This is a genomic window from Nocardia sp. NPDC004573 (assembly GCF_053602135.1).
In genome coordinates this window covers 1-22,696 of sequence record NZ_JBSGDA010000004.1, presented here as the reverse complement: position 1 = coordinate 22,696, position 22,696 = coordinate 1, and the positions used below count along the sequence as shown (strand labels likewise).

General features: G+C 67.6%; 20 protein-coding genes and 2 tRNA genes. 15 read left to right on the top strand and 7 right to left on the bottom strand.

Annotated features, from left to right (window positions below; all coding sequences use genetic code 11):
* Nucleotides 1–204: 204 nt before the first annotated feature.
* Nucleotides 205–1,041 (top strand): phosphoribosylaminoimidazolesuccinocarboxamide synthase, encoded by an 837-nt coding sequence (locus ACWEKR_RS07815; RefSeq protein WP_452353826.1) that lies wholly within the window; start codon nt 205–207, stop codon nt 1,039–1,041.
* Nucleotides 1,042–1,044: 3 nt separating this feature from the next.
* Here the strand turns inward: ACWEKR_RS07815 and ACWEKR_RS07810 are convergent, their stop codons facing one another.
* The 4 genes from ACWEKR_RS07810 to ACWEKR_RS07795 form a co-directional block, all read right to left on the bottom strand.
* A complete protein-coding gene (locus ACWEKR_RS07810; RefSeq protein ID WP_452353825.1) occupies nt 1,045–1,521 on the bottom strand; it encodes an NUDIX domain-containing protein in 477 nt (158 codons plus the stop codon).
* Between the two features lie 83 nt (nt 1,522–1,604).
* Entirely contained in the window at nt 1,605–2,870 is a 1,266-nt protein-coding gene (locus ACWEKR_RS07805; protein WP_452353824.1) for an RNA polymerase sigma factor, read from the bottom strand.
* Nucleotides 2,867–3,268: a YciI family protein gene (locus tag ACWEKR_RS07800; RefSeq protein WP_452353823.1), complete on the bottom strand. Its 402-nt coding sequence runs from the start codon at nt 3,266–3,268 to the stop codon at nt 2,867–2,869. The genes ACWEKR_RS07805 and ACWEKR_RS07800 overlap by 4 nt, the downstream gene beginning before the upstream one ends.
* A gap of 106 nt (nt 3,269–3,374) precedes the next feature.
* Entirely contained in the window at nt 3,375–4,610 is a 1,236-nt protein-coding gene (locus ACWEKR_RS07795; RefSeq protein WP_452353822.1) for an NAD(P)/FAD-dependent oxidoreductase, read from the bottom strand.
* A 182-nt stretch (nt 4,611–4,792) separates the two neighbouring features.
* On the opposite strand from ACWEKR_RS07795, the gene ACWEKR_RS07790 reads away from it, so the two are divergent.
* The gene (locus ACWEKR_RS07790) at nt 4,793–5,434 is read left to right on the top strand and encodes a DsbA family protein (protein WP_452353821.1); all 642 of its coding nucleotides are present in this window, start codon (nt 4,793–4,795) and stop codon (nt 5,432–5,434) included.
* 38 nt (nt 5,435–5,472) lie between these two features.
* On the opposite strand, the gene ACWEKR_RS07785 is transcribed toward ACWEKR_RS07790, so the two are convergent.
* A complete protein-coding gene (locus ACWEKR_RS07785) occupies nt 5,473–6,579 on the bottom strand; it encodes a M48 family metallopeptidase (protein ID WP_452353820.1) in 1,107 nt (368 codons plus the stop codon).
* A 175-nt stretch (nt 6,580–6,754) separates the two neighbouring features.
* Between ACWEKR_RS07785 and ACWEKR_RS07780 the strand changes: the two genes are divergently transcribed.
* Together ACWEKR_RS07780 and ACWEKR_RS07775 are read left to right on the top strand one after the other, a co-directional pair.
* Nucleotides 6,755–7,228 (top strand): ribose-5-phosphate isomerase, encoded by a 474-nt coding sequence (locus ACWEKR_RS07780; RefSeq protein WP_452353819.1) that lies wholly within the window; start codon nt 6,755–6,757, stop codon nt 7,226–7,228.
* A 23-nt stretch (nt 7,229–7,251) separates the two neighbouring features.
* Nucleotides 7,252–8,064, top strand: coding sequence for an Fpg/Nei family DNA glycosylase (locus tag ACWEKR_RS07775; protein ID WP_452353818.1), 813 nt, complete (start codon nt 7,252–7,254; stop codon nt 8,062–8,064).
* Between the two features lie 24 nt (nt 8,065–8,088).
* Here ACWEKR_RS07775 and ACWEKR_RS07770 read toward each other — a convergent pair whose 3' ends face one another.
* Nucleotides 8,089–9,039 (bottom strand): diguanylate cyclase domain-containing protein, encoded by a 951-nt coding sequence (locus ACWEKR_RS07770; RefSeq protein WP_452353817.1) that lies wholly within the window; start codon nt 9,037–9,039, stop codon nt 8,089–8,091.
* A gap of 1,039 nt (nt 9,040–10,078) precedes the next feature.
* Between ACWEKR_RS07770 and ACWEKR_RS07765 the strand changes: the two genes are divergently transcribed.
* Together ACWEKR_RS07765 and ACWEKR_RS07760 are read left to right on the top strand one after the other, a co-directional pair.
* A tRNA-Gly gene (locus ACWEKR_RS07765) sits at nt 10,079–10,152 on the top strand.
* Between the two features lie 50 nt (nt 10,153–10,202).
* Nucleotides 10,203–10,279 (top strand) — tRNA-Pro (locus ACWEKR_RS07760).
* A 385-nt stretch (nt 10,280–10,664) separates the two neighbouring features.
* Here ACWEKR_RS07760 and ACWEKR_RS07755 read toward each other — a convergent pair.
* A complete protein-coding gene (locus tag ACWEKR_RS07755; RefSeq protein WP_159842334.1) occupies nt 10,665–11,387 on the bottom strand; it encodes a MerR family transcriptional regulator in 723 nt (240 codons plus the stop codon).
* Between the two features lie 387 nt (nt 11,388–11,774).
* On the opposite strand from ACWEKR_RS07755, the gene ACWEKR_RS07750 reads away from it, so the two are divergent.
* The 9 genes from ACWEKR_RS07750 (at nt 11,775) to ACWEKR_RS07710 (ending at nt 22,378) form a co-directional block, all read left to right on the top strand.
* Entirely contained in the window at nt 11,775–12,107 is a 333-nt protein-coding gene (locus ACWEKR_RS07750; RefSeq protein WP_281875020.1) for a hypothetical protein, read from the top strand.
* A gap of 50 nt (nt 12,108–12,157) precedes the next feature.
* Nucleotides 12,158–13,051, top strand: a complete 894-nt coding sequence (locus ACWEKR_RS07745; protein ID WP_195092444.1) for an ROK family protein — start codon at nt 12,158–12,160, stop codon at nt 13,049–13,051.
* 377 nt (nt 13,052–13,428) lie between these two features.
* Nucleotides 13,429–14,553, top strand: a complete 1,125-nt coding sequence (locus tag ACWEKR_RS07740) for a GAF domain-containing protein (protein WP_195092446.1) — start codon at nt 13,429–13,431, stop codon at nt 14,551–14,553.
* A 67-nt stretch (nt 14,554–14,620) separates the two neighbouring features.
* Nucleotides 14,621–15,625 carry a conjugal transfer protein gene (locus ACWEKR_RS07735; RefSeq protein WP_452353816.1) on the top strand — a complete coding sequence of 335 codons (1,005 nt, stop codon included), beginning with the start codon at nt 14,621–14,623 and terminating at the stop codon, nt 15,623–15,625.
* A gap of 16 nt (nt 15,626–15,641) precedes the next feature.
* Nucleotides 15,642–15,902, top strand: coding sequence for a hypothetical protein (locus ACWEKR_RS07730; RefSeq protein WP_039796594.1), 261 nt, complete (start codon nt 15,642–15,644; stop codon nt 15,900–15,902).
* Nucleotides 15,899–16,444 carry a hypothetical protein gene (locus ACWEKR_RS07725; protein ID WP_452353815.1) on the top strand — a complete coding sequence of 182 codons (546 nt, stop codon included), beginning with the start codon at nt 15,899–15,901 and terminating at the stop codon, nt 16,442–16,444. The genes ACWEKR_RS07730 and ACWEKR_RS07725 overlap by 4 nt, the downstream gene beginning before the upstream one ends.
* Nucleotides 16,444–18,969, top strand: coding sequence for an ATP-binding protein (locus ACWEKR_RS07720; protein WP_195092450.1), 2,526 nt, complete (start codon nt 16,444–16,446; stop codon nt 18,967–18,969). The genes ACWEKR_RS07725 and ACWEKR_RS07720 overlap by 1 nt, the downstream gene beginning before the upstream one ends.
* Nucleotides 18,969–21,434 carry a hypothetical protein gene (locus ACWEKR_RS07715; RefSeq protein ID WP_452353814.1) on the top strand — a complete coding sequence of 822 codons (2,466 nt, stop codon included), beginning with the start codon at nt 18,969–18,971 and terminating at the stop codon, nt 21,432–21,434. Before ACWEKR_RS07720 ends, ACWEKR_RS07715 begins: the two co-directional genes overlap by 1 nt.
* 83 nt (nt 21,435–21,517) lie before the next feature.
* Nucleotides 21,518–22,378, top strand: coding sequence for a hypothetical protein (locus tag ACWEKR_RS07710; protein WP_452353813.1), 861 nt, complete (start codon nt 21,518–21,520; stop codon nt 22,376–22,378).
* The last annotated feature ends 318 nt before the right edge of the window (nt 22,379–22,696 follow it).

Sequence of the window (22,696 nt, the reverse complement as noted above, 5' to 3'; positions counted from 1 at the left end):
CTCCTTCGAGGTCGAAGAACTGGCACGGGCGACACCCACAATGCCACTTCGGTGCGGCGGGCCGCGCGGGACTTTCCCGAGAAACCCCGATGTCCGTCGGCCCCAGCGTGCCGGGACGGCGGACGGCGCGACGGCCGCGCTCGGGGCCGGCGGTATTGTGCCTGGTACAGCACGGTTCATCGGCACGGATTCGGAGGCTCGACGTTGAAGCATGTGCACGCCGGGAAGGTGCGTGACCTGTACGAGGACGGCGACACGCTGCTGCTGGTCGCCTCCGACCGGGTGTCGGTCTACGACGTGGTGCTGCCCACGCCGATTCCGGACAAGGGTGCGCTGCTGACCCAGCTGTCGAACTGGTGGTTCGAGTACTTCACCGACGTGCCCAACCACGTGGTCTCCGCCACCGACGTGCCCGCCGAGTTCGCCGGTCGCGGCATCCGGGTCAAGCCGCTGAAGATGGTCCAGGTGGAGTGCATCGCGCGCGGCTACCTGACCGGTTCGGGGCTGGTGGAATACCGGCGGACGGGTTCGGTGTCCGGTGTCGAGCTGCCGCCCGGGCTGCGCGAGGGCGACAAGCTGCCCGAGCCGATCTTCACGCCGACCACCAAAGCGTCCGAGGGGCACGACGAGTCGATCACCTTCGCGGACGTGGTGAACCAGGAGGGGCGCGAGATCGCGGAGCGACTGCGCGAACTGACCCTGCACATCTACGCCCGGGGCGCCGCGCATGCCGCCGAACGCGGTGTCATCGTCGCCGACACCAAGGTCGAATTCGGCTGGGACGGCGATGTGCTCACCCTCGGCGACGAAGTGCTGACCTCCGATTCGTCGCGGTTCTGGCCCGCCGACGAGTGGGAGCCCGGGCGCGCGCAGCGCTCTTTCGACAAGCAGTTCGTCCGCGACTGGTCCACCTCAACGGGCTGGAACAAGGAGGCGCCCGGCCCGGAGATCCCGGCGGATGTCGTCGACGCGACGCGCCAGAAGTACGTCGAGGCCTACGAACTCATCACCGGCCGCGCCTGGGCCGGCGTGCCGCGCTGACGGTCATTCCGCGAGCAACTCGGCCAGCCGGTCCACGCAGGGCCGCTGGCCGGCGACCAGCTTCGCTCGCGCGGTGGGCGCGTCGAACCACTCCGCGCGATCGATCTCCGGGAACTGCGTGAACCGGCCGGAGCGCGGGGGCCATTCGAGCTCGAAGGTTCCCGGCACCACGGCGGCGGGGTCGAGGTCGCCTTCGACGGCCCAGACGGTGAGAATCTTCTTGCCGCCGCTGTAGCGCGTCTCGCCCAGCGGCAGCCACACGCCGTCCGGGACCGGCAGTCCGAGTTCCTCGGTGAACTCGCGCCGCGCCGCGGTCCGCGCGTCCTCGGCCTCCGGCTCGTACTCGCCCTTCGGAATCGACCAGGCGCCCAAGTCTTTTCGCGCCCAGAACGGACCGCCCATATGCCCGAGCAACATCTCGACGGCGCGGTCCGGGGTCCGGCGGAAGAGAAGGACTCCCGCACTGTGTTTGCCTGTCACACCGCGTAGTCTGCCCGGCCGCGACCGACGAGCGTCCTCGCCCGCTACTGCCCGGCGCGTCGCGGGAGCATCGGAAGTCACCTTCACCCCGCGAGAGTCGCATTCGCTTCCTGGCGCAACCGTGCCGCGCGAATGGTGAGATAGTCGCGCTCGGGCACGCTCGTCGTGCGGGCGGCGGCGCTGGTGTAGCAACCGACGGCCGCGTCCACCGCGCCGGCCATCTCGTGCAGGTGTCCGCGTACGGCGTCGAGCCGGTGGGTACCCGGCAGTCGCTCGTCGAGCGTCTCGGTCAGTGCGAGACCGGCTTCGGGGCCCGACACCATCGCCGTCGCCACCGCCCGATTGAGCGTCACCATCGGATTGTCCGAGAGCTGTTCGAGCCGCTCGTACAGTGCGAGGATCTTGGTCCACTCGGTGTCCTCGGCCCGCGGCGCCTGCGCGTGCAGAACCGCGATGGCCGCCTGGATCTGATAGGGGCCGCGCAATCCGCCCGCGAGCGTGCCGGTGACGAGGGTCGTCCCTTCGGTGATCAGCGCCCGATCCCACAGCGCGCGACGCTGTTCGGCCAGTGGGATGAGTTCGCCGTGCGCGCCGGTGCGTGCCGCGCGGCGGGCGTCGGTGAGCAGCATCAACGCGAGCAGGCCGGTGACCTCGAAGTCGTCGGGCAGCAGCCGGTGCACGGTCCTGGTGAGCCGGATCGCCTCGTCGGACAGATCGGTCCGCTGCAACGCGGGTCCGGAACTGCTGGTGTGGCCCTCGTTGAAGATCAGGTACAGCACGTGCAGGACCGAGCCGAGCCGTTCCCGCCAGTGCCGGTCACCCGGCTGTGCGAAGGGACGCTCGACCGTGGCCAGCTTCTTCTTCGCCCGCGTGATTCGTTGCGCCATCGTCGCTTCCGGCAGCAGGAAGGCGCGGGCGATCTGTTCGGTGCCGAGTCCGCCCACCGCCCGCAGCGTCAGCGCGATGGCGGCGGCGGGCGACAGCGCCGGATGACAGCACAGGAACAGCATGGTGAGCGTGTCGTCGTGGTCCACCGAGACGGCGTCGGTCACTTCGCGGTCGAAGGCTGTGGTTTCCCTGCGCCGCCGGGCCACCTCCGCGCGCACGGCGTCGGCCATGCGGCGCTGCGCGACTTGGACCAGCCAGGCCCGCGGATTGTCCGGCAGGCCTTCCCGCGGCCACTGGGTAGCGGCCGCCAGCAGCGCTTCCTGCAGCGCGTCCTCGGCGGTGTCGAAGTCGCCGAACCGGCGGACGAGCGTTCCGAGGACCTGCGGCGCCAGTGCGCGCAGCAGGTCCTCGGTGCTCGCCGGGAGCGGTGTGTCGTCGGGCACCGCACGCCGGTCGCTCATTGCTCGGTGGCAGGGGCGCCCATCACCGCGCGCACTTCGATGTACTCGCCGATCGGTTCACCGCCGGGCCCGGGTGCGGCGGAGGCCTGCGCGGCGATCTCATAGGCCCGTTCGGGACTGTCCACGTCGACGATCCAGTATCCGGCCAAGAACTCTTTGGTCTCCGGGAACGGCCCGTCGGTGACCACCGGCGCCGATCGACCGTCCGAACTGACGATCCGCGCCTCTTCCGGCCCGGCCAAACCCTGCGCGTCCACCAGCTCACCCGCCTCGGCGAGCTGCGCACCCAGCGCGCGCTGGAAGTCTATGTGCGCTTGGATTTCTTCCGGGGACCATTCGTTGATCGGTGTGTCGCAGTGCGCGGTGGGTCCGTAGGTCTTCAGCAGCATGTACCTCACGATTCGTTTCCTCTCCTGCGTTCGGTCGCGTGGAGCGCTCCGGTGGCGCTCGTGAAGAGGTCGGAGCCCAGCTTACGGATTCGACACATGCAATCGGTGATCCACATCACAACTGCGCCGTGGTGTCGGCCAGCCGGTCCGGGTCGACCGGATCCCCCGCCAGGATCAGTTCCTTGATCCGATCGGTCACGTCCCATACGTTCACGTTCATCCCGGCGCGCACGCGGTTGTCCGCGTCCAGCCAGAAGGCCACGAACTCGCGCTTCGCCGTGTCACCCCGGACGACGACCCTGGCGTACTCTTCCGGCGCGGCGAACCCCGTGTATTCCATGCCCAGGTCGTATTGGTCGGTGAAGAAGTAGGGCAGCCGATCGTAGGTGGCCTCGTGGCCGAGCATGGTCGCGGCGGCGACCGCGGGTTGGTTGAGTGCGTTCGCCCAATGCTCGACCCGGATCCGGCGGTGCAGGACCGGATGCTGCTGCGCGGCGATGTCGCCCACCGCGACGATGTCCGGGTCGCTGGTGGCCAGCCGCTCGTCGACGAGCACGCCGTCGTCCACCGCGAGCCCGGCGTCGGCGGCCAGTTCCACGTTCGGGCGCGCGCCGACGGCGACCAGCACGGCGTCGGCCTCGATCGTGCTGCCGTCGGCGAGCCGGACGCCGTTGGCGACCGCCGTGGCGATGGCTTCCTCGGTGGTGATCGCCTCGACCTGGGCGCCGAACCGGAACTCCACGCCGTTGGCCCGGTGCAGGTCGGCGAACACCTCGCCCATCTCCGGCCCGAGCACCGCCAGCAGCGGCAGATCGGCGCGCTCCACGATGGTCACCTCCACGCCCGCCGCTCGCGCCACCGCCGCGACCTCCAAGCCGATCCAGCCCGCTCCGATGATGACGATCCGGCGCGTCGCGCTGCTGAACAGCTCGATCAAGGTGTCGGAATCCTCGATGGTCCGCAACGTGTACACGTTGGGCGCGTCGGCGCCGGGGATCGGCAGGGTCCGGGGCGTCGAACCGGTGGCCAGCGCGAGCTTGTCGTAGGGCAGGGTGGAATCGTCGGGCAGGGTGATCGTCTTCGCCGCGGGGTCGAGCCCGGTGACGGTGGTACCGAGGCGGACTTCGACGTGGTGGTCGCGGTACCACTGCGCGGGAACGACGGTGAACTCCGGCAGCGCCTTCTTCCCGGCGAGATGCTCCTTCGACAGCGGCGGCCGGTCGTAGGGCAGCTGCTCCTCGGCGCCGATCAGCGTCACGCTTCCGTCGAAATCCTTGGCGCGCAACGCTTCCGCGAGTTTGGCCGCGCCCAGTCCGCCGCCGACGATGACGAAACGCTGGTCAGGACTCATTGCGGACTCCTTCTCCGAAGGGAACCAAGCTCCTGCCGATCAACCCTACTGTCCGCCGTGCGCGCGGCCGGCGGAAAACGGCTCCCCGGGTGGGAACGAATCGGGAGCCGCCGTGGTTGGTCGAGGTAGGGCGGCGAAGTGTGCGCGCCGTCCGTCCGCATGCGATCGAGAGGAAGCCGCCCGTGACCGAGAAAGTCACCAAGGACGTCGCCGATTTCTGGTTCGACCCGCTGTGCCCGTGGTGCTGGATCACGTCCCGCTGGATTCTCGAAGTCGAGCAGGTGCGCGACATCGACGCCCGGTTCCACGTGATGAGCCTGTCGGTGCTGAACGAGGGCAAAGATGTGCCGCCGCAGTACCAGGAGCTGCTCGACACGGGCTGGGGCCCGGTCCGCGTCGCGATCGCCGCGGCGCAGGAGCACGGCGACAAGGTGCTGTTGCCGCTCTACACCGCGATGGGCACGCGCATCCACAACCGCCGCGCCGAGTACGAACGCGACAGCCGCAAGGAAAGCCTCGCCGCGGTGATCGCCGACTCGCTCGCGGAGGTCGGCCTGCCCGCCGAGCTGGCCGCGGCCGCGGAGAGCACCGACTACGACGAGGCGCTGCGCAAGAGCCACCACGAGGGGATGGACAAGGTGGGCCCGGATGTCGGCACCCCGACCATCCACATCAACGGGACCGCGTTCTTCGGTCCGGTCCTGTCCCGGATCCCGCGCGGCGAGGAGGCGGGCAAGCTGTGGGACGGCGCTGTGGCGCTGGCTTCCTACCCGCACTTCTTCGAGCTGAAGCGCACGCGGACGGAAGATCCGTCGTTCGACTGAGCTTGTGCGCGGGTGCCGCCTGGCGGCGCCCGCATCGGTCAGAGCACGGACTTCGGCGGGCTCGCGGGTACCTGACCGTAGGAACTCGCGTAGCTCGCCGGTATGCCCGCGCCCGCGGGCGGCGCCGGGCGCAGGAACAGCTTCCCGTGCCTGCTGCGATCGCGCAGCGCCCACATCCGCCAGGTGAGCACCGGGTGGCTGGACAGGGCGTTCACCATCCAGACGAAGAATCCCTTCTCGACGGCCGCCCGATCGGCCATCTCGTCGAAGCCGATCAGCCGGTTCATGTACTTGCCCGCGGCCAGGGTGCCCATGGCCGCGGAGGCCCCGGTGTGCCGGTTGCAGTAACCGTGGTTGTCCGCGGTGTACTCCTGCGCGCGGATCAGGCTGTTGCCGATGATCGGCAGGAACGGAACGAGGAACATGCCCAGTTGCCGCCAGTACGACGTGTGCCCAGCCGCGATGTGTCCGACCTCGTGGCCGATGATGAACGCCAGCGCGTCGGGTTCGCGTGCGGCGCCGCCGATCTCGAACAGATCGCTGTAGACCACCACGTAGCGCCGGAAGCCGTGGCCGCTGGCGAACGCGTTGATCTGGCCGTTGCCGAGCACGACATACGCGTCGGGCACCTTCGCCATGCCGAAGCGGGCGGCGGCGTCCACCACCATCTGATAGCCCTCGGGGAACTGCGTCGGCGACATCTTGACGCCGTTGACCCGCTGACCGGCGTAGTTGATGCCGCGGCCGAACCACAGCAGCAGGGGGGCGGCCGCGAACGCCAGCACGTACTGGTCGAAGTTGCCGGTCGCGAGCAGCACCAGCGCGATCAGGTACGCGAACACGGTCAGCACCACCACGACCACCAGCATCGGGATCTCCCAGCTGTGCCGGGCGGGCATCCCGAACGGAGACAGGCCGCGGGGCTGCCGCTGCGGCGGCGCCGGGGGCGGCACCGGGAGGCCGGGGTAGGAACCGTACGGCGCCGGATACCCGGCCGGGGGAGCGGCCGGATGTGAGCCCGAGGTGTACTGCTGGCCGTAGGACGCGGCAAGCGTGTCCTGAGCCGAGACCCACCCGCCCTGCGGGGGGTATGGGTCGGCCTGTCGGCCCGCCTGGTCGGGCGGCTGGGGTTCGAACGGCTGCATGGGATGAACTCTATTCAGTTGCCGGGAACGGGGTTGGCGCGTCGGCCGTGTCACCGGGGCCGGTGGCCGCGAACACAGCTGTCGTATCAGTCGATTCGCGCGTACCCACCGCGGTGTCAATCGCGGGGCGTGCCCTGTTGCCGCCGCGTCGCGGACGCCTGACACAATGCCAGCCATGCGCGTTTACCTGGGTGCCGACCATGCCGGTTTCGAACTGAAGAATCACGTCAAGGCCCATCTCGAGCAGGCGGGCCACGAGGTCGTCGACTGCGGCGCGCTCGAGTACGACGCGCTCGACGACTACCCCGCCTTCTGCATCGAGGCGGCCCGCCGGACGGTCGCCGACCCCGGCAGCCTCGGCCTGGTGTTCGGCGGCAGCGGCAACGGCGAGCAGATCGCCGCCAACAAGGTGCGCGGCGCCCGGTGCGCGCTGGCCTGGAGCGTGGAGACCGCGAAGCTGGCCCGCCAGCACAACAACGCGCAGCTGATCGGCATCGGTGGCCGCATGCACTCGACCGAGGAGGCGCTGGCCATCGTGGACGCGTTCCTGTCCACCCCGTGGTCGGGCGAGGAGCGCCACCAGCGGCGCATCGACATCCTGGCGGAGTACGAGAAGACCGGTATCGCCCCGCCGGTTCCCGCGTACTGAGCGCACGGAGGTCGTAACCGGCTGTGCCGGAAGGACATACACTGCACCGTCTCGCGCGGCTGCATCAGCGTCGGCTCGCGGGCGGTGTGGTGCGCGTGTCGAGCCCACAGGGGAAGTTCGCCGTGGGAGCGGCCCGGGTGGACGGGCAGATGCTGACGAAATCCGAGGCGTGGGGCAAACACCTGTTGCATCACTACGAATCGGGCTTGGTCGTGCACGTGCATCTGGGCTTGTACGGCACGTTCACCGAGTCCGGGCTGCCGATGGGTGAGCCGGTCGGGCAGGTGCGGATGCGCATGGTCGGCGGACCGGACGGACAGCCGGGCTTCGGCACCGACCTGCGCGGACCCGCAGCGTGCGAGATTCTGCTGCCGCCGGAGGTCGCCGCGCTCACCGACCGGCTGGGCCCGGACCCACTGCGGCGCGGCGCGGACCCGGACCGGGCATGGTCGCGAATCCATCGTTCTCGCAGGCCGATCGGTGCGCTGCTGATGGACCAGCAGGTGCTCGCCGGGGTCGGTAACGTCTATCGGGCGGAACTGCTGTTCCGCCATCGGATCTCGCCGCGTCGCCCCGGCACGGAGCTGTCCGTGGGCGAATGGGCCGACATGTGGGCTGATCTGGTCGCGCTGATGCGGGTGGGCGTGCGCGTCGGGAAGATGGTCGTGGTGCGTCCCGAACACGATCACGGCGAGCCCTCCTACGCGCCGGATCGTCCGCGCACCTACGTCTACCGCCGCCAGGGCGCCCCCTGCCGGCTGTGCGGAACGCCGATCGCCCACCAGGTGATGCAGGCCAGAAATCTGTTCTGGTGCCCCAGCTGCCAACCGGGCTGACCGGACCGCCGCCGTGCGGCCCGGTCAGCCCGCGACGGCGGTGTCGATGTGCGGCTCGTCCGCGAGGGCGAAGCGGCGGCCACCGGCCGTCTTCGCCGAGTACATCGCCCGGTCGGCGCGGCGGAGCAGATCGGTGAAATCCAGCGGGCTGCCCGGCGGGTTGTAGGCGGTCCCGACGCTGGCCGACACGGGTACCGGCCCCGCCGACGACCAGACCGGGTCACGCAGTGCGGCGACGATCCGGTGCGCGAGATCACCGAGGTTGTTGTGGTGCGGATTGGTCGCGAGCACGAACTCGTCGCCGCCGTACCGGCAGATCACCGTGTCCGGCGGACAGGCTTCGCGCAGCCGGCCGGCCAACTCGACCAGCACCTCGTCGCCGATCGCATGGCCATATCCGTCGTTGATCTGCTTGAACCGGTCCAAGTCGATCAGCAGCAGCCCGACGCCGCGAGTCGGGTCGGTGGCCATCAGGCGGACCTTGTCCTGCAGCAGCGTCCGATTGGCCAGGTCGGTGAGCGCGTCGTGGGTGGCCTCATGGCGCAGCCGGTGCTGCAACGCGGCGATCTCCTGCACCCGCAACGACACCTTGGCCGACAGGTTCTGCTCCTGTTGCGCCAAGGCGCGCTCCTGCAGCGCCTGGGCGTAACTGTCGATGGCCTGACTGGCGATGAACGGCCAGCGGGTGGCCACCAGCGAACCGGGCGCGCCGGACGGGAAACCGAGCAGCCAGCGCGTCGCCTGCGCCAGCATCCGGATCCGGTCGAAGGGCGCCTCGGCGAGCCGGGCCCCGAGCATGCGCGCTTCCAGTACTGGGAACGGCTCCGACCTGGCCAGCGTGAGCAGGCGCTCGACGATCTCGATCAGCACGGGTTCCAACTGCTGGGGCACCGCGCCCGACCCGGGCTCGGCGCAGACCGCACGGGCCCAGGCACGGGCCATGGCGGCTACCGGGGGCTCGATATCGGCCGACATCGGACTCACCCGGTGTGAGCGACGTCGGTACCCGGATGCCCTGTGAGCACACAGGTGCCGGCGCCACCCTGATCGTTCCCACTGCTACGCGGTTGTGTCCACCTGGTTCGGCGCACGCTCACCGCCCCCTTTCCAGATACCCCCGTCCGGCAAAAAGGATCCTAGCAAGCCACTCGGCATCGAAAAGTGGCGATTTGCAACGTGTTCTCGATGCTCGGTGAATGGCGACCGGGTATGTGATCGTTCCCGTCGCGTTGGTGTTACACCCGATTCCGGTTCGCTGCAAAATCGCGGCGCGACGCGCTGGCGACACGCGGTACGAAGTGTGCGGGGAGTGGTGCGCGGGCCGCGGGGGCGGTCCGGACCGTCCCGGTGCCGCCCGCTTCACGAGAATCTGTTCTCGCACGCGAGGTCCTCGCCTTCCCTGTCGAGTTCCGGATGATGGTGCCGAGCGTTCCAGTGGCGGGCGCCTGCTCGCGGTTCGCCCGCGGGGCGGCGGCCCCGGTGGGCCACCGCTCGCGGGCATCATGTCGGAGCCCGGCTCGCCCGGGTGGGCGATGAGCGCCCGGCCGCGTCGAGGGCGCGCCTGCGCCTCCGGAGGCGCAGCCGGGGCGCGATCGGCCGGGGGCCCGTGTGACGGGCCTGCTCCCGGCGCGCACCGCTTCGACCCCCTCCCGGGCCGGTGGCCGTGGCTCGGTGACACGCCGAGCGCGTCGGCCGTGACGGCGAGTCGTGCGGTCCTCATCGGAATTCCCTCGAGCGAAGTTCCTGGGGTGACAGGTGTGTCATTCGAGTTTCGCCCACCGGAATCCGACACGCCAGAGTTTCAATGAAAAACAGCCTTTAAAATTTCGTGTGCGCGCGCCGCCGGGCTCCGGCGGACCGGTCGTGCGAGACTGGGCGCGGCAACCCCGGAGCGCTCCGGCGGGCAACCTGCGAGATCGCGCTGCGCGGGGGGCTGATTGGCGTTTCGGAAGCCGGGTTCGGTACAGTCGGATCGCACACGACATCGTGGCGATCCCATCGGTGTCGTATGCCTGCGGGTGTAGTTCAATGGTAGAACCTCAGCCTTCCAAGCTGATGGTGCGGGTTCGATTCCCGTCACCCGCTCCACGGAATGTTCATCCTCGTCGGCGGCCCGCCCCGGCCGCCCACGAGGGCTACGGGGTGTAGCGCAGCTTGGTAGCGCATCCGCTTTGGGAGCGGAGGGTCGCAGGTTCAAATCCTGTCACCCCGACCAACGTTCGGGGGGCTCTTTCGCGATCGAATTTTGTTCGACGTAAGCGGTGCTCGCATCGGTCCGCCGTCTTCCGTCAACGGATCGGTATACCTACGTATGTCATCAGGTTTCGTGTGTGCGGCGGCGCGGACGCTCGCGCCGTCACGGGAGCGGGGTGCACCGCTCCGGTTCCGGGAAGCCGTCGCCGGGCACCTCATGGCAACTCTTCGGCACTGCACGATTCACTGGTTCGCGGGGTCCCTGTTCGATGCCCGAAGGCGAGCGCGACGGATTTTCCCGCCGGCGCCGTCGGCGCACCGCTCGAAAGGGCCGAACGGATTTGTCTACCTAAGTATTGAACAGTGCCGGATGGAAATAAGAGAACGGTCGGTTCGCGGCCGTGCCGTCACTGCTCCGCTTGCAGCTGCGGGGTGGAGGCCACCGTGGGCGACGGCAGCTCGGAGTGCCGGGCGAACGCCTGGTCGATCAGCTCCGAGGTGGCGCGGGTGACGATCAACCGGGCGATCGCCAGATCGGTCTCCAGCTTGGTGCGATCGCGCGGAGTCCGTGCGGATTCTTCGTAGGTCTGCCCGGCGAGGCGGTAGAACAGCTCGGTGGCGAAGCGGTCGGCGATGCGATCGCAGTCCGCGCGCAGGCGCTCGACCAACTGGAACGTGTCCTGCATCGGCAGCCCGGTGTCGGCGAGCCGGGTGGCCAGATCGCAGCACCGCGGATTGGTGACCCGGTAGGCCTCGAGCGGGTCTTCGCTGGAGGCCAGCGCCTGCTTCGCGTAGTCCGGCAACTCGGCGTAGCTGTCCTGTGGCTCGGTGGTGGCTTCCGGATCCGGTTCGGCTGCGTTCGCGTTCTTCACGCCGAGGACATCGGCGAGTCCGTCGCCGCGGTCCCAGGCCTCGAGCAGCTCCCTGATCCCGTTCAGCTTCATGCCACGCCCCAGCAGGCGGCTGATCGTTTGCAGCCGGTTGAGGTGGTCCGACCCGTAATACCCGATCCGCCCACGCACCTCCGGCGAGGGCAGGAGCCCTCGCTCGTGGTACACGCGGACGCTGCGCACGGTGGTGTCGGCTGCCCGTGCCAGTTCGTCGATCGTGAATTCAGAGTCTGCAGCCATGTTTAAAAGGAAACCATAGTCGGGCCCCCGTGGAAAACGGTCCGTTTCATAACGTGCCGTTAAAGACGGTAGCTGGGTGTTGCTTCAAGGTCAACGAGCCGTTACATAGCGGCACAAGAGGTTGTGTGCTGGGCAACAGTGGGCTACCGTGCGTAGACCAGCTTATCGCGGCTGGCTTCCGGGGACTGTTGAGCAGCCCTGATGACCGTCCGATCCATGGGCCACGCACCTGTAAGAGGTGTGTGCTCGGCATCCCCGGAGATGGCTATGAGCATTACGCGAACCCTTCCGATGGACACGGGATCCATTGCGTCAGCAAAGGTCTCGTCGATTCCGGCAAAGTCGAACCAGCGGCCCCCGTGCGCCGACGTCCCCGACAACTGGGACATGGACACCGGGAATCCGGATGCCTGGCGAGCAGCGGTGCGCACCTGCCAGAGTTGCCCCCTGCTCGTGCAGTGCCAACAACTGGCGCAGGCGCTGACCTCCCGCGGTGACGGTCCCCGCGCGATGATCTGGGCCGGCGTCGCCTATGACAACTCCGGCGGCGTCATCGAGAACCTGGACCGGCACCGCGCCGCGCCGATCGACCACAAGCGCCCCATGCGGATCATCCGTACCGGACCGCGTCCGCTGCGCACGGTCTCCACTCTTCCCGCGCCCCGTCGGCACATCGTGCTCGGGCAACCCCTCAAACCGACCGGCACCGACGGTCTGTGACTATGCTGCGTGCAGTTTTCCGTGTCGAGTCCTTCGGTGGTGTGTAACTCATGACAGTGCTGGCATTGGAGATCGGGTCGTCGGGATTCGCGGCGACCAGGGTGGCCGACGATGTCGACACCGACGACATCCGGAGGATCCCGATCCCGGCGACGGGCGCCTGGGACCGATGCCAGGAATTGTTGCTCGAGGTCGCGGGCGGTGACCAGGTCACCGCCCTCGGCATCGCTTCGGCCGGGCCGATCGATATGGCGGCCGGCGTGATCGCTCCCGCCGATGTTCCGGAGTGGCGAGCGGGTTTCGGCATCGTCGGAGCCGTGCGGAAGCTGTTCCCGGAAGCGCAGGTTCCGCTCGCGCTGGACGGCGTGTGCCTGGCGCTGGCGGAGCGAGGTTTCGGCGCGACGAGCGGAGTGATGGACAGTCTGGCGATCGGCGTCTCCGATCGCATCACCGGCGGGGTCGTGGTAGGCGGCTTCAGCTTGGTGGGGCGCACCGGCAACGCGGGCCACGTGGGTCATGTCCTGGTCCCCGGGTTCGACGATCGGTGCTCCTGTGGCGGCCGTGGATGCCTGGAGGCGGTCGCCGGCGGGCTGGCCGTGGTGCGCTGGGCGCGGGAGCAGGGCTGGGCCGGCACATCGGTGCCGGAGCTGCTGGAGGCGGCCCGCGTGGGCGAGGACATCCCGGCCGCGGCGCTCGGCCGGGCGGGCACGGCGCTCGGCCGGGCGATCGCCTCGGTGGCGGCCTTGCTCGACATCGATCTCGTTGTGCTCAGCGGCTCACTCGCCGGAGCCGGACCCGTGTTGTGGAAACCGCTGGGCGAGGCCGTCGCCACGCATGCCAGGCTGAGCTTTCTGCCTGGATTGCGCGTGATTCCTTCGCAGCTCGGGGATATCGCGACGGTCCTGGGCGCAGGTGTGCTGGCGCTGGCTGGAAGGAACGCCTGATCTTTCGCGCTACGGCACAAGCCCTGAGCGAGAAAAGGTTCCGGTTGGGAGCCAAATTAGCCACGGTAATGCTACCGGCCGCGGATTGCGGCCGCCGTTGATCTTGTGCGCCGGTTTGCGGCGGATGTGCCGTCGCGCTGCGCGCCGGTACGGGGGTGGCTCGACCGAACGTAACGTGAACAAAATGAACATGCCTGCGCGTGTCCCAGGAATATGACGGAGACTTCATGAGTACAGGCGGTTCTCTCGCAGGTTGATTGAGCCGCTAAATAACGGTACATTGCCTGAGTCACAAGATGTCTCATCCGGGTTGAGGCGGACTCGGAGGAACGGCTGGTCGGGCAAGTGCGAAGCGAAGTGGCGCAGTGATTCCTTGGGTGACGATCGAGACGTTGGCGCCGGACGGCATGTCCGTGGCCTCGGTGGGGGATGCACCGCGTGAGTTCGCGAGCTGGCAGCGGGTGTTGCAGCGGACGCTGTCCAAAACGCCCGCGTTGTACGACAAGCTGACGACCGCGGGCCTGACGGAGGCGATTCATACCGCGCACGACCAGGCGCAGGATGTCGACTTGGCCATTCAGACGCGGGCGGGACGGCACCAGCTGCTCATCCGCCCGATCTTCGGCCCGGCCGGCGACGTGCACGCCGTGCGACTGTGGCTGGGCCCGGCATCCGAGCGGGTCGCCGCGCCGCGCCCCGCGGTGGGTGCCATCTGGGACCTGAGCAGTCAGACGATCCAGCAGCCGAGCGGGATCACGCGGCTGTCCGGCAGCACTGCCGAACAGTACGTCCCGAGGATGTCGATCGCGGAACTGTTCCACCGGGTCTCGAGCTTCGATCGGCATGCGGAGGTCCTCGATCTCCTCTATGACCCCAAGCCCGGTGAGCGGATGCAGTTCGACACCACCGTCGTGCACGGATTCGGACGCCCGGCCCAGTGGCGGATCACCATCCGGGCCCGCGACGACGAGCGCACTCGCGGCGCGTGGTGGCTGATCGAGGACGTGACCTCGGAGAACGCGCCCGCGGCGTGGCCCACCTTGGAGCGCATCGGACTGCGTGAGGCGCACCGCCGGGCGGGCACGCATCTGGCCGTGGTGCAGCTGGAGCACACCAGCATCTCGCACTGGCTGACGGACCCCGCGCCGTGGGTGCGGTGGGACTACCTCTTCCGGCCCGTCGACGTCTTCCACCCGGATGATCGTCCCAAGCTGGCGGAACTCGGTGATCGGCTGCGGTCGGGCGACAGTTGCGGCGTGACGTTGCGAGTACTCAACTACGGCGGTGGTTACACGCCCACCTCGCTGCTGCTGTACCCCTATCCCGGCTACTCCAGCAGACAGCTGGCGATCGCTCAGCTGGTCCGGGCCGCCGACGACGTTCCGTTGCTGGAAACCCATCGGCAGGTCCTGGAACCGCGGCAGCGCAGCGCGCCGATCGGCTATGACGAACAATTGCGGCATTGGCTCGCGGGCAGGGTGAAAAGCAACCCCGCCTGCTGACGATTGATTCCCATGAGTGGGAACTACTGGCCGGTTAAGAACGCCTGTGCTCTCTACCATTTCGGGAGTGAGGACAGTGGTTCGGGGACCGGCAGATTCGGGTGAGGCACTGCTTCGCCGGATGGCCGCCCGCCGCCGTCGCGACAACATCGTGGTCGCGGTGCTCGCCGTACTCGCCGTACTCGGCGGCGGCCACGCGATTCTCAGTGTCTTCGATTCCGGTCCGCCCGCGCCGTCGGATGATTCGACGACGGCAATCGTCGGGCACGCGCAATTGGCGGGCTCTTACGCCGAGCAGTTCGTCGTCGCTTACCTGACCGCCGTTGCCGGGCAGCAGGATCGGATCGGCGAATACGTCGGCTCCAATCAGCAGATCGCGTTGCCTTCGTCCGCGCGCCAGGTGTCCGATCCGTCGGTCGTCTATGTTTCGCGTGCGCTCGCGGCGGGCGGGCTCGAGGTCTGGTCGGTGACCGTGTCGGTCCGCGTCGGGAAGGCCGGCGCCGCGGCCGCCTCGGATCAGCGGCATTTCTATCGTGTGGCGGTGTCGGTGTCCGACGGGCGGCTGCGTGCGCTGTCGACGCCCGCCCTGGTCCAGGCTCCGTCGAAGGGCGTCGACCTCAAACTGGCCTATGGCGCGCCGTGCGCACCGGATACGCCGCTCGGGCAGGTCGCCGCGGGTTTCCTGAGCGCCATGCTGGCCGGGAACGGCGACGTGGCCCGTTACACCACACCGGATGCCGGACTGGCCGCGCTGAAGCCTCCTCCCTTCACCGCCGTCGAGCTCACCTCGCTCACCACGGATGACTCGAGCTGTGGCTCCGGCGGTGCGAAGGCCCAGGTGCTGGCTACGGTGAACCCCAAAGCCGACACCGGTGCCACCGCGACACTGGCCTACCCGCTGACGATGATGCGCAACGCGGGCCAGTGGCAGGTGGTGTCCATAGACCCGATTCCCGCCCTGGCCAGTCCGCTGGCGGTGGTCGTCGGCCAGGACTCACGTGGCGGATCGCCGCCGACCTCTACCTCGTCCCCCTCGACGTCGGTGACGATTCCGCCGGCGACACAGAACTGATCCGAGAGGCAGCCCGATGGGTAACTTGAGCAACATCCTCTATGGCATCCTGATCTTTGTCCGATGGGGCGGAATGATCATCATCGCCATCGTCACGATCGGTGTGGTGATTTCCGAGGCGGCGAAATCCAGGCTGTCACCGGCGCGGATCATCGTCGTCTTCGGCTCGGGGTTGATGGCCGGGGTGGTGATCTGGATTCTGCCTACGACCATCAACTACGCGCGAACGGACGCCAACCTCATCGTCCCTGATCACCCCATCGGTGGTTATCGATGACCCAAGTGATCAAGGTGTTCACGCCGATCAAACGTGTCCCCACGATGATCGGCAAGGCGCAGAACGGGCAGAAGCTGCCGTTCGGCCCCTACACCCTGCCGCAGGTCGCCGCTGCGGTGGCGATGATGTCGGTGACTTCGGTGGGCGCCATGACGTTGCCGCTGAACCCGGCCGTCACTTTCATCACGGGTCTGGCAGTCACCATTTTGGCGGTCTTCGTGCTCGGGCTGGTGCCGTACACGGGCGTGCGGATGCTTTCACGCGCTTTCTGGCTCGGCAGGCTCATCGTCTATCGCAAGCCGGTGTCGGCCTCGGGCATGCCGATCACCAGTGACTCGGTGCGCCACACCATGTTCATCGAGGAGACCGTGGTCCTCCTGCTGCCCGACCGCCCTGGCACGGCGGTGGCCGCTCAGCCGAAATCCGGCATCCGCCTGCTCGAGGTGGTGAGTGGAGGCGGTAAGGCCACCGACCTGTGGCGGCGATTGAACGGCAACGACAACGGCGACAGCAACGGCACAGCCTCCGGAGGAAGCCCCTGATGGCACTCGGACGAGATCTACAGCCCACCGCGGCGATTCGCGGGAATCTCCAGTTCACCCATTCGGGTCTGGTCACCGCGACCTACTTCATCAATCCGCTCGGTTACGGCTTGCGCAAGGCCGGTGACAAGTACGACGTGAAGATGGCGCATCACGCGCTGGTCACCAATCTGCCGAGCGGGTCGCTGCTGCTCGGCATCCAGGCGCGCCTGAACACGATCGATGTGCTCACCAAGATGGTGGAGGGTGTCGACCTGGACGAGTGCGAGGACTACGCCGACGAGGTGGTGGCCTCCTACGAACGCGTGCACGCGATCATGCCGCAGACCCGAATCTTCCTGTTGTCGATCCCGGTCGGGGCCAGCAACTCGAGCATGTCCGCGCTGTCGCGCCTGTGGCGTGGCAGCACCCCCACGATCGATGCGACCGCGATCGCCCGCGCCGACTTGGACGAGTACGACGAGAAGGCGAACGAGATCCTGTCCAGGATCGGCGGTGACTTCGATCCGGTTCCGGTTCCCGCGGCCCTGTTTCAATGGCTATGGGAGCACTATCTCTCGCGCGGCGCGGCAGGGGACCCGGTGGCGCCCACTCGTGCGGGCGCGCTGGACGACGCGACGGCGGCGGTGTTCCGCTCCGCCGCGCTCGACGAGGGGGCACAGGCCGACAGCAATCGGCGTATCCGTCCCTCGTTCATTCCCGTGATCAAAGTGGTACAGCCGGATTTCGAGTACCGCCCGTCCTACCAGGCGATGCTGACTCCGCACTCCTTCCCGTACGCGGGCATGACGTTTCCCGGTGGCAGCGAGTTCCTCAACGTGCTGGAGGGTCTCGGCGATGTCACCGTCGACTGGGGCATGCGCATCTCGACCAAGCCCGCCGAACAGGTGTTGAAGAACAATGAACTCAGTTTGCGCAGACTCGGCGAGCAGATGGATCAGCGGGACCAGGAGGTCTCGTTCGCACAGAACACGTTGGCCTCGAAAGCGCGCATGCTCGGCGAGTACAACCAGCACTTCGAGGTCAACGGCGGGGAATCGGAGGTCTCGTTCACGACGGTGATCGCCATCGGCGGACCGACGCGGGACGCCACGATGGACGCGGTCAACACGCTCAAGCGGCGCTACAAGCGGTTCCAGGTCGACATGACCGCTCCGGTCGGCGCGCAGGTCGACCTGTGGTCGATGCTGATTCCCGGCAGCCCGCCGCGCCGTGCCTTCGACGACTTCGCCCATATCGTCCCCTCGGACATGTGGGCTGGTTTCGTGCCGTTCACCACCAGTCAGATCGGTGACGACAGCGGGCCGGTGATCGGGGTCAACCTGCTGTCGGGCCATTTCGAGCCGATCCACTTCGGCATCATGGAGGCCGCGCTGCACGACCTGTCCGCCTCGTTCGCGGTGACCGGCGAACTCGGTTCGGGCAAGTCGTATTTCCTCAAGCTGATGGCCGTGCTTGTGCACGACATGGGCGGCCAGTTCCTCGCCATCGACCGCAGTCAGGTCGGCGAGTGGGAGCACTTCGCGCGGTCGATCGATGACGCGGTCATCATCGACCTGGCCAATCCCACGGTGTCGCTGGATCCGCTGCGGTTGTTCAACCCGCGCATCGCGGGCGAACGTGCGCTGGATTCGATTCTTCCGCTGCTGGATCTGTCGCCGACTTCCGGCGCGGGCGCGGCGGTGAGCAATCTGCTGTCCCCGAGAGGCATGGCCGAGCACAAGATCAAGAGCCTGCTCGATCTGTACCACGTCGTTCGCCGGTTGCGGGAGCATCCCGAGCGGGGCGAGGAGTACGCCGATCTCGCGGCGCGGCTGGGCACTGTGGTGGAGCGGGTTCCGGTGCTGTTCGACCCCAAACTGCGACCGCTGCGTCTCGATGCCGCCGCAACCGTCGTCCGCAGTCACAACCTGCAACTGCCGAGCGCCGAGGAACTCACCACGCCGCACTTGTACAACCGGTTGCCGCTGACGAAACGGCTCGGCACGGCGCTGTACGAACTGGTCGGCGTGGCGGCGCGGGAGGCGTTCCTCTCCGACAACGGCAGGTTCGGCCTGCTGGTCGGCGACGAGGCGCACCACTTCACGCAGACCCAGGTCGGCTCGGCGGTCACCTCGGACTTCAGCCGCGACGGCCGCAAGCATCTTGCCGCGATCGGGCTCGCCTCGCACGATCCGGCCACCGACTTCCAAGGCGCGGCGCACAACCTGATCCCGAACCGGTTCGTCTTCCGGCAGCGCGACGAGACGCTGGCGCGCAACAGCTTGGAGTGGCTGGGCGTCGATCTGGAGGAAGCGCCCTTCCTTCTGCAGATCTTGCGGGAAGAGACCTCGCCACCCGTCGGACCCGGTCGTCAGATCCCCGAGGAGCGTCGCGGCGAGATGTTCATGCGTGACGCGTTGAACCGCATCGGTCGCGGCAAGGTGCTCGGTCCGGCGCGTCCGGACCGGGCCGCGGCGATCACGAGCACCCCGACCAGCGTCAATGGCATGCGTTCGGCGCTACCGGAGCGGTCGGTGCGCTGATGAGATCGCTGCTCGCCGCCAGGATTCGCACAGATCAATCGTCCTTCGGGATGCCTTGGGAACCGCAGTTCTGGGACGCGGACCGTTGGCGACCGCAGATGGTGTTCCGGCGTTTCCGGGCTTGGATCAATGCTTCCCGCCGTCGCCGTCGCACCACGTGGATCGTGATCGTACTCTTGGTGCTGTTCGTCTTCCCTGGCCTCATTCACGCGGTGTCCATCGCGCAGACGGGCACGGTCACCCCCCCAGGGACCGCACCCAACAGTGCGACCAACTGGATGGATGTCAAAGACTCTTATGGCGTCAACGTGTCGAGCTACATGTTGGTGGTCGATCGCGGCGGAGTGCTGAACATCGGTAATTTCGCGCTGTGGATCATCCTCATGCCGCTGTTCGCGGTATGGCAGCTGCTGACGATCACCGGGGTCTGGCTGCCCGGCAAGGCGCTGGACTTCCAGTGGCTGAGTCTGATCAGCGCGCCGTTGCAAGCGATGGCCCGCAATCTGACCACGCAGATCGCGACGCCGCTGCTGGCGTCGACGGCGCTCGCGATCGGCGCTTTCTTCGTGGGCTACTTCGTCGTTCGCGCCTTATACGCGAAGGCCGCTGTACAGGTCGTGACGATGATCGCCTTTGCGATCGCGGGCGTGTTCTTCCTGGCCAACCCGCTTGCCGAGGCGTTGTCCGATCACGGTGTGCTGGTGCAAGGTCGTAACGTCGGGCTTTCGGTCGCGGCGGGTCTGAACGGGGACAACAATCCTAATCCAGACCAGTTGGTCCGCACGCTGCAAGCGACCATGGCGACCAATATCATCCGGCTCGGGTTGCAGGTCTGGAATACCGGGCACGTGGTGGACAACAACCCGTCTTGCCGGGCGGCGTGGTCCGCCGGCATGGCGGCAGGCAGCGAAGACCGGGTGCGCAACGGGATGAAGTCGTGCGGCGACAGCGCCGCGTATGCCGCGATGGGGGATCCGAGCGTCGGACAGATCGGAGCCGGACTGCTGCTGTTGCTGTGCGCGCTCATTCTCCTGGGCTTCGCCGCGTACCTGTCCTTCAAGATCATGTGGGCAGCACTCGACCTCATCTACTACGGGTTCGCGTCGATCTTCGGGTTCGCCGCCGGTGGCTACGTCTACGGTCCGACGCAGACTTTCGCCGTGCGTTGTGTGGTTCACGGCTTCATCGCCGGCGCGAAAATGGCCTTTTTCGTCATCGCCCTCGGGGTCTACGAGCTGTTGCTGGGCAGCCTGTTCCGAGCGGCGAACGGTCAGATCATGGTGGTGTTCGTGATCGGGGCCGGCGTCGAGGTCGTCGCCATCGTCCAGGTGCGGCGTCTGAGCAGGAATATCGACGAGGCCAACGACTGGGTGACCCACCGCATCGGCGCGGCGATCCAGAACCCCGGAATGGCGCAGGCTGCCGGTGGCGGCGCCCCATTGGGTATGGGTTTGGGCATGGGGAACTCCGGCGCGGCCAACTCGATGACCCCGCTCGCCATGCTCGGTGCGATCAGCACCATCAACAGTTCGCCGGTCACGGCGTGGATGGTCGGTGGCCGCCTGAATCCCCTCAATCCTTTCTCCCGGGTAGACCATCTCGACAAGAGGAACAAAGCGAGGGGCCTGAGGACTCGCGACCTGAGGGCGGCCACGCACGGCTCTGCCTTCGATCGTGTGGCTGCTGCCGATTATGCCCGGGAGGGTATAACCAGGTCCGGGTCGCACCGGAATAGTGAAAGGTCTGCCGCCTACGCCGCGGAGAATGTCGCGCATATGACAGGCATGATGGGCGGCGTGCAGTACGCCCTCCGGATGGCCGGTATCGGTTGGACCCGAGGACAACGGGCGACTATCGCGCGCGCGGATATCATCCGGCACGCGGACGACGAGCCGCTCGCATCGAAACACCTCGGCCGGGTCGTCGCGGCGCACAAACACTTCGAGCGGGACTTCCATACGAATCCGAGAATGATGATGGCCAGGTTCCACGGGTTGGAGGCCAGCGTCGATCGGTACCGAGGTGACTACCAGGGCGGTGTGCGGATTTCGGACGAGCTGGCCCAGCTCGGCAGGGATTACATCGACAATCCGACAAGGGAATGGATCGAGGCATTGCAAGGCCATGCCTCGGGGCCGATCAGAGACGCTGGCACCGCACGGCTACAGATCAATGGCCGGGACATCTCGCAGAACGAGGCGGACCGGTTGAGGCAGTGGATCGCCAACGAGCATGCGCTGCGGATCCAGGCGGCCACCAACTGGGTAGCCGAAAATCCACAGGACTTCGATCGGATCAGAAGACTGCGTTCCGAAATCGACAGAGCCGCCCAGACCGACCAATGGCAGGCGGGCCGGAATATCACCGGTGCTGTCTCGCTCGCGCAGCCGGACCCCGCGGCAAATGCGCTGCCCGACATCCCGGACAGGATCCTGAATCCCCTCAGAAACCCGCGCGGCCGCTGATCAGCCCTCGATAAGGGCAGGACAGTGGGGCAGATAGCAGAGAGAGGCACACGATGATCGGTCGTCTTCTGACGCTCGTACTTATGCCGCTCTGGGTATGGGTGGTGATGGGGGGCGTGGGCGTCGTGCTCGTGTTGATGATGGTTCTGGTGGTGGTCATCGGCGGGTCGACGTCGGCGATCGCCTCCGACCTGCACTATCAGTGCGACAGTGCGGTGGGGCCCGACCCCTCGCAGACAGTGACCCCCAGCCGCGCGACGACAGCGGCGCGACCGACCGCGAAGAGCGCACCGGCGGGTGGAACGACCTCCACTCCCACCACGAATCCGTACGCCGAGCTGACCATCGCACCGGACGACACCCGCGCCTCCGATTGGGATCGTGCCTGCGCCACGGCGATGAAGTACGCGCCACGCCAGGATCCTGCCTTGCTGTACGTCAACGGGGGCATCGGTGTGGAGTGTGCGCGTCGGCTCGCTCTGGCACAGCTGACGGCGAACGGTGCCGGCAACGGCTCCGGTAGCCGAGCCGGCGCCACGGAGTTCACCAGATCTGTGATCTACCAGGCATCGGCCGCGCAGATAACGGGTCGATGCGCGACTACCGAGGCGGCGGTGGCGCAGCCGTCGGTTGGAGACGGCGCGGGTCAACCGAGCGTTCCGGCGCGGCGGGCATGTGGACAACTCGGCGAAGCGTCGGTAGTCGTGTTGCCGAACACCATTGCCGCACAAGCCGCGTGCGGCCAGCGAGTGGATCCCATCGCAGTCTCGGCGGGCGATCTGGTGTTCTGGAATTTTCGAAACAACGCGCCGACCCAGGTCGGCATCGCGGTCAGCGACACGCGGCTCGTCACCACCGATGAGACGACCGGAGAATGCGTCGAACTGACCATCCCGAGCACGAATGACGTGCGGGTGAAACGAGTACTCGGCAGCGGGATGTGATGAGTGAGTAAGCGATGCCGCCAACAGAGGTAGAGCCACAGATAGAAACCGGCGAGGATGCCGAGGCGCCGCCGGTACCGATGACGCCGTGGTCCAACCGGCCCGATCAGCAGCGGCCGCGACCGGGCGCGGTGCCGGGTTCGCCTGGCAGTCCGGCCCCCGGACCGGGACAGTCGCCGGGACCGGGACAGCCGGGATCCGGTCAGCCGAATGGTGGCGGCGACGCCGGGGTTCCGGGTTCGGCTGGTTCGCCGGGCACTGCCGGTCCGTCGGGTGTTCCGTCTCAGTCGGTGCCGGGTCAGTCTGGTGTGCCGGGTC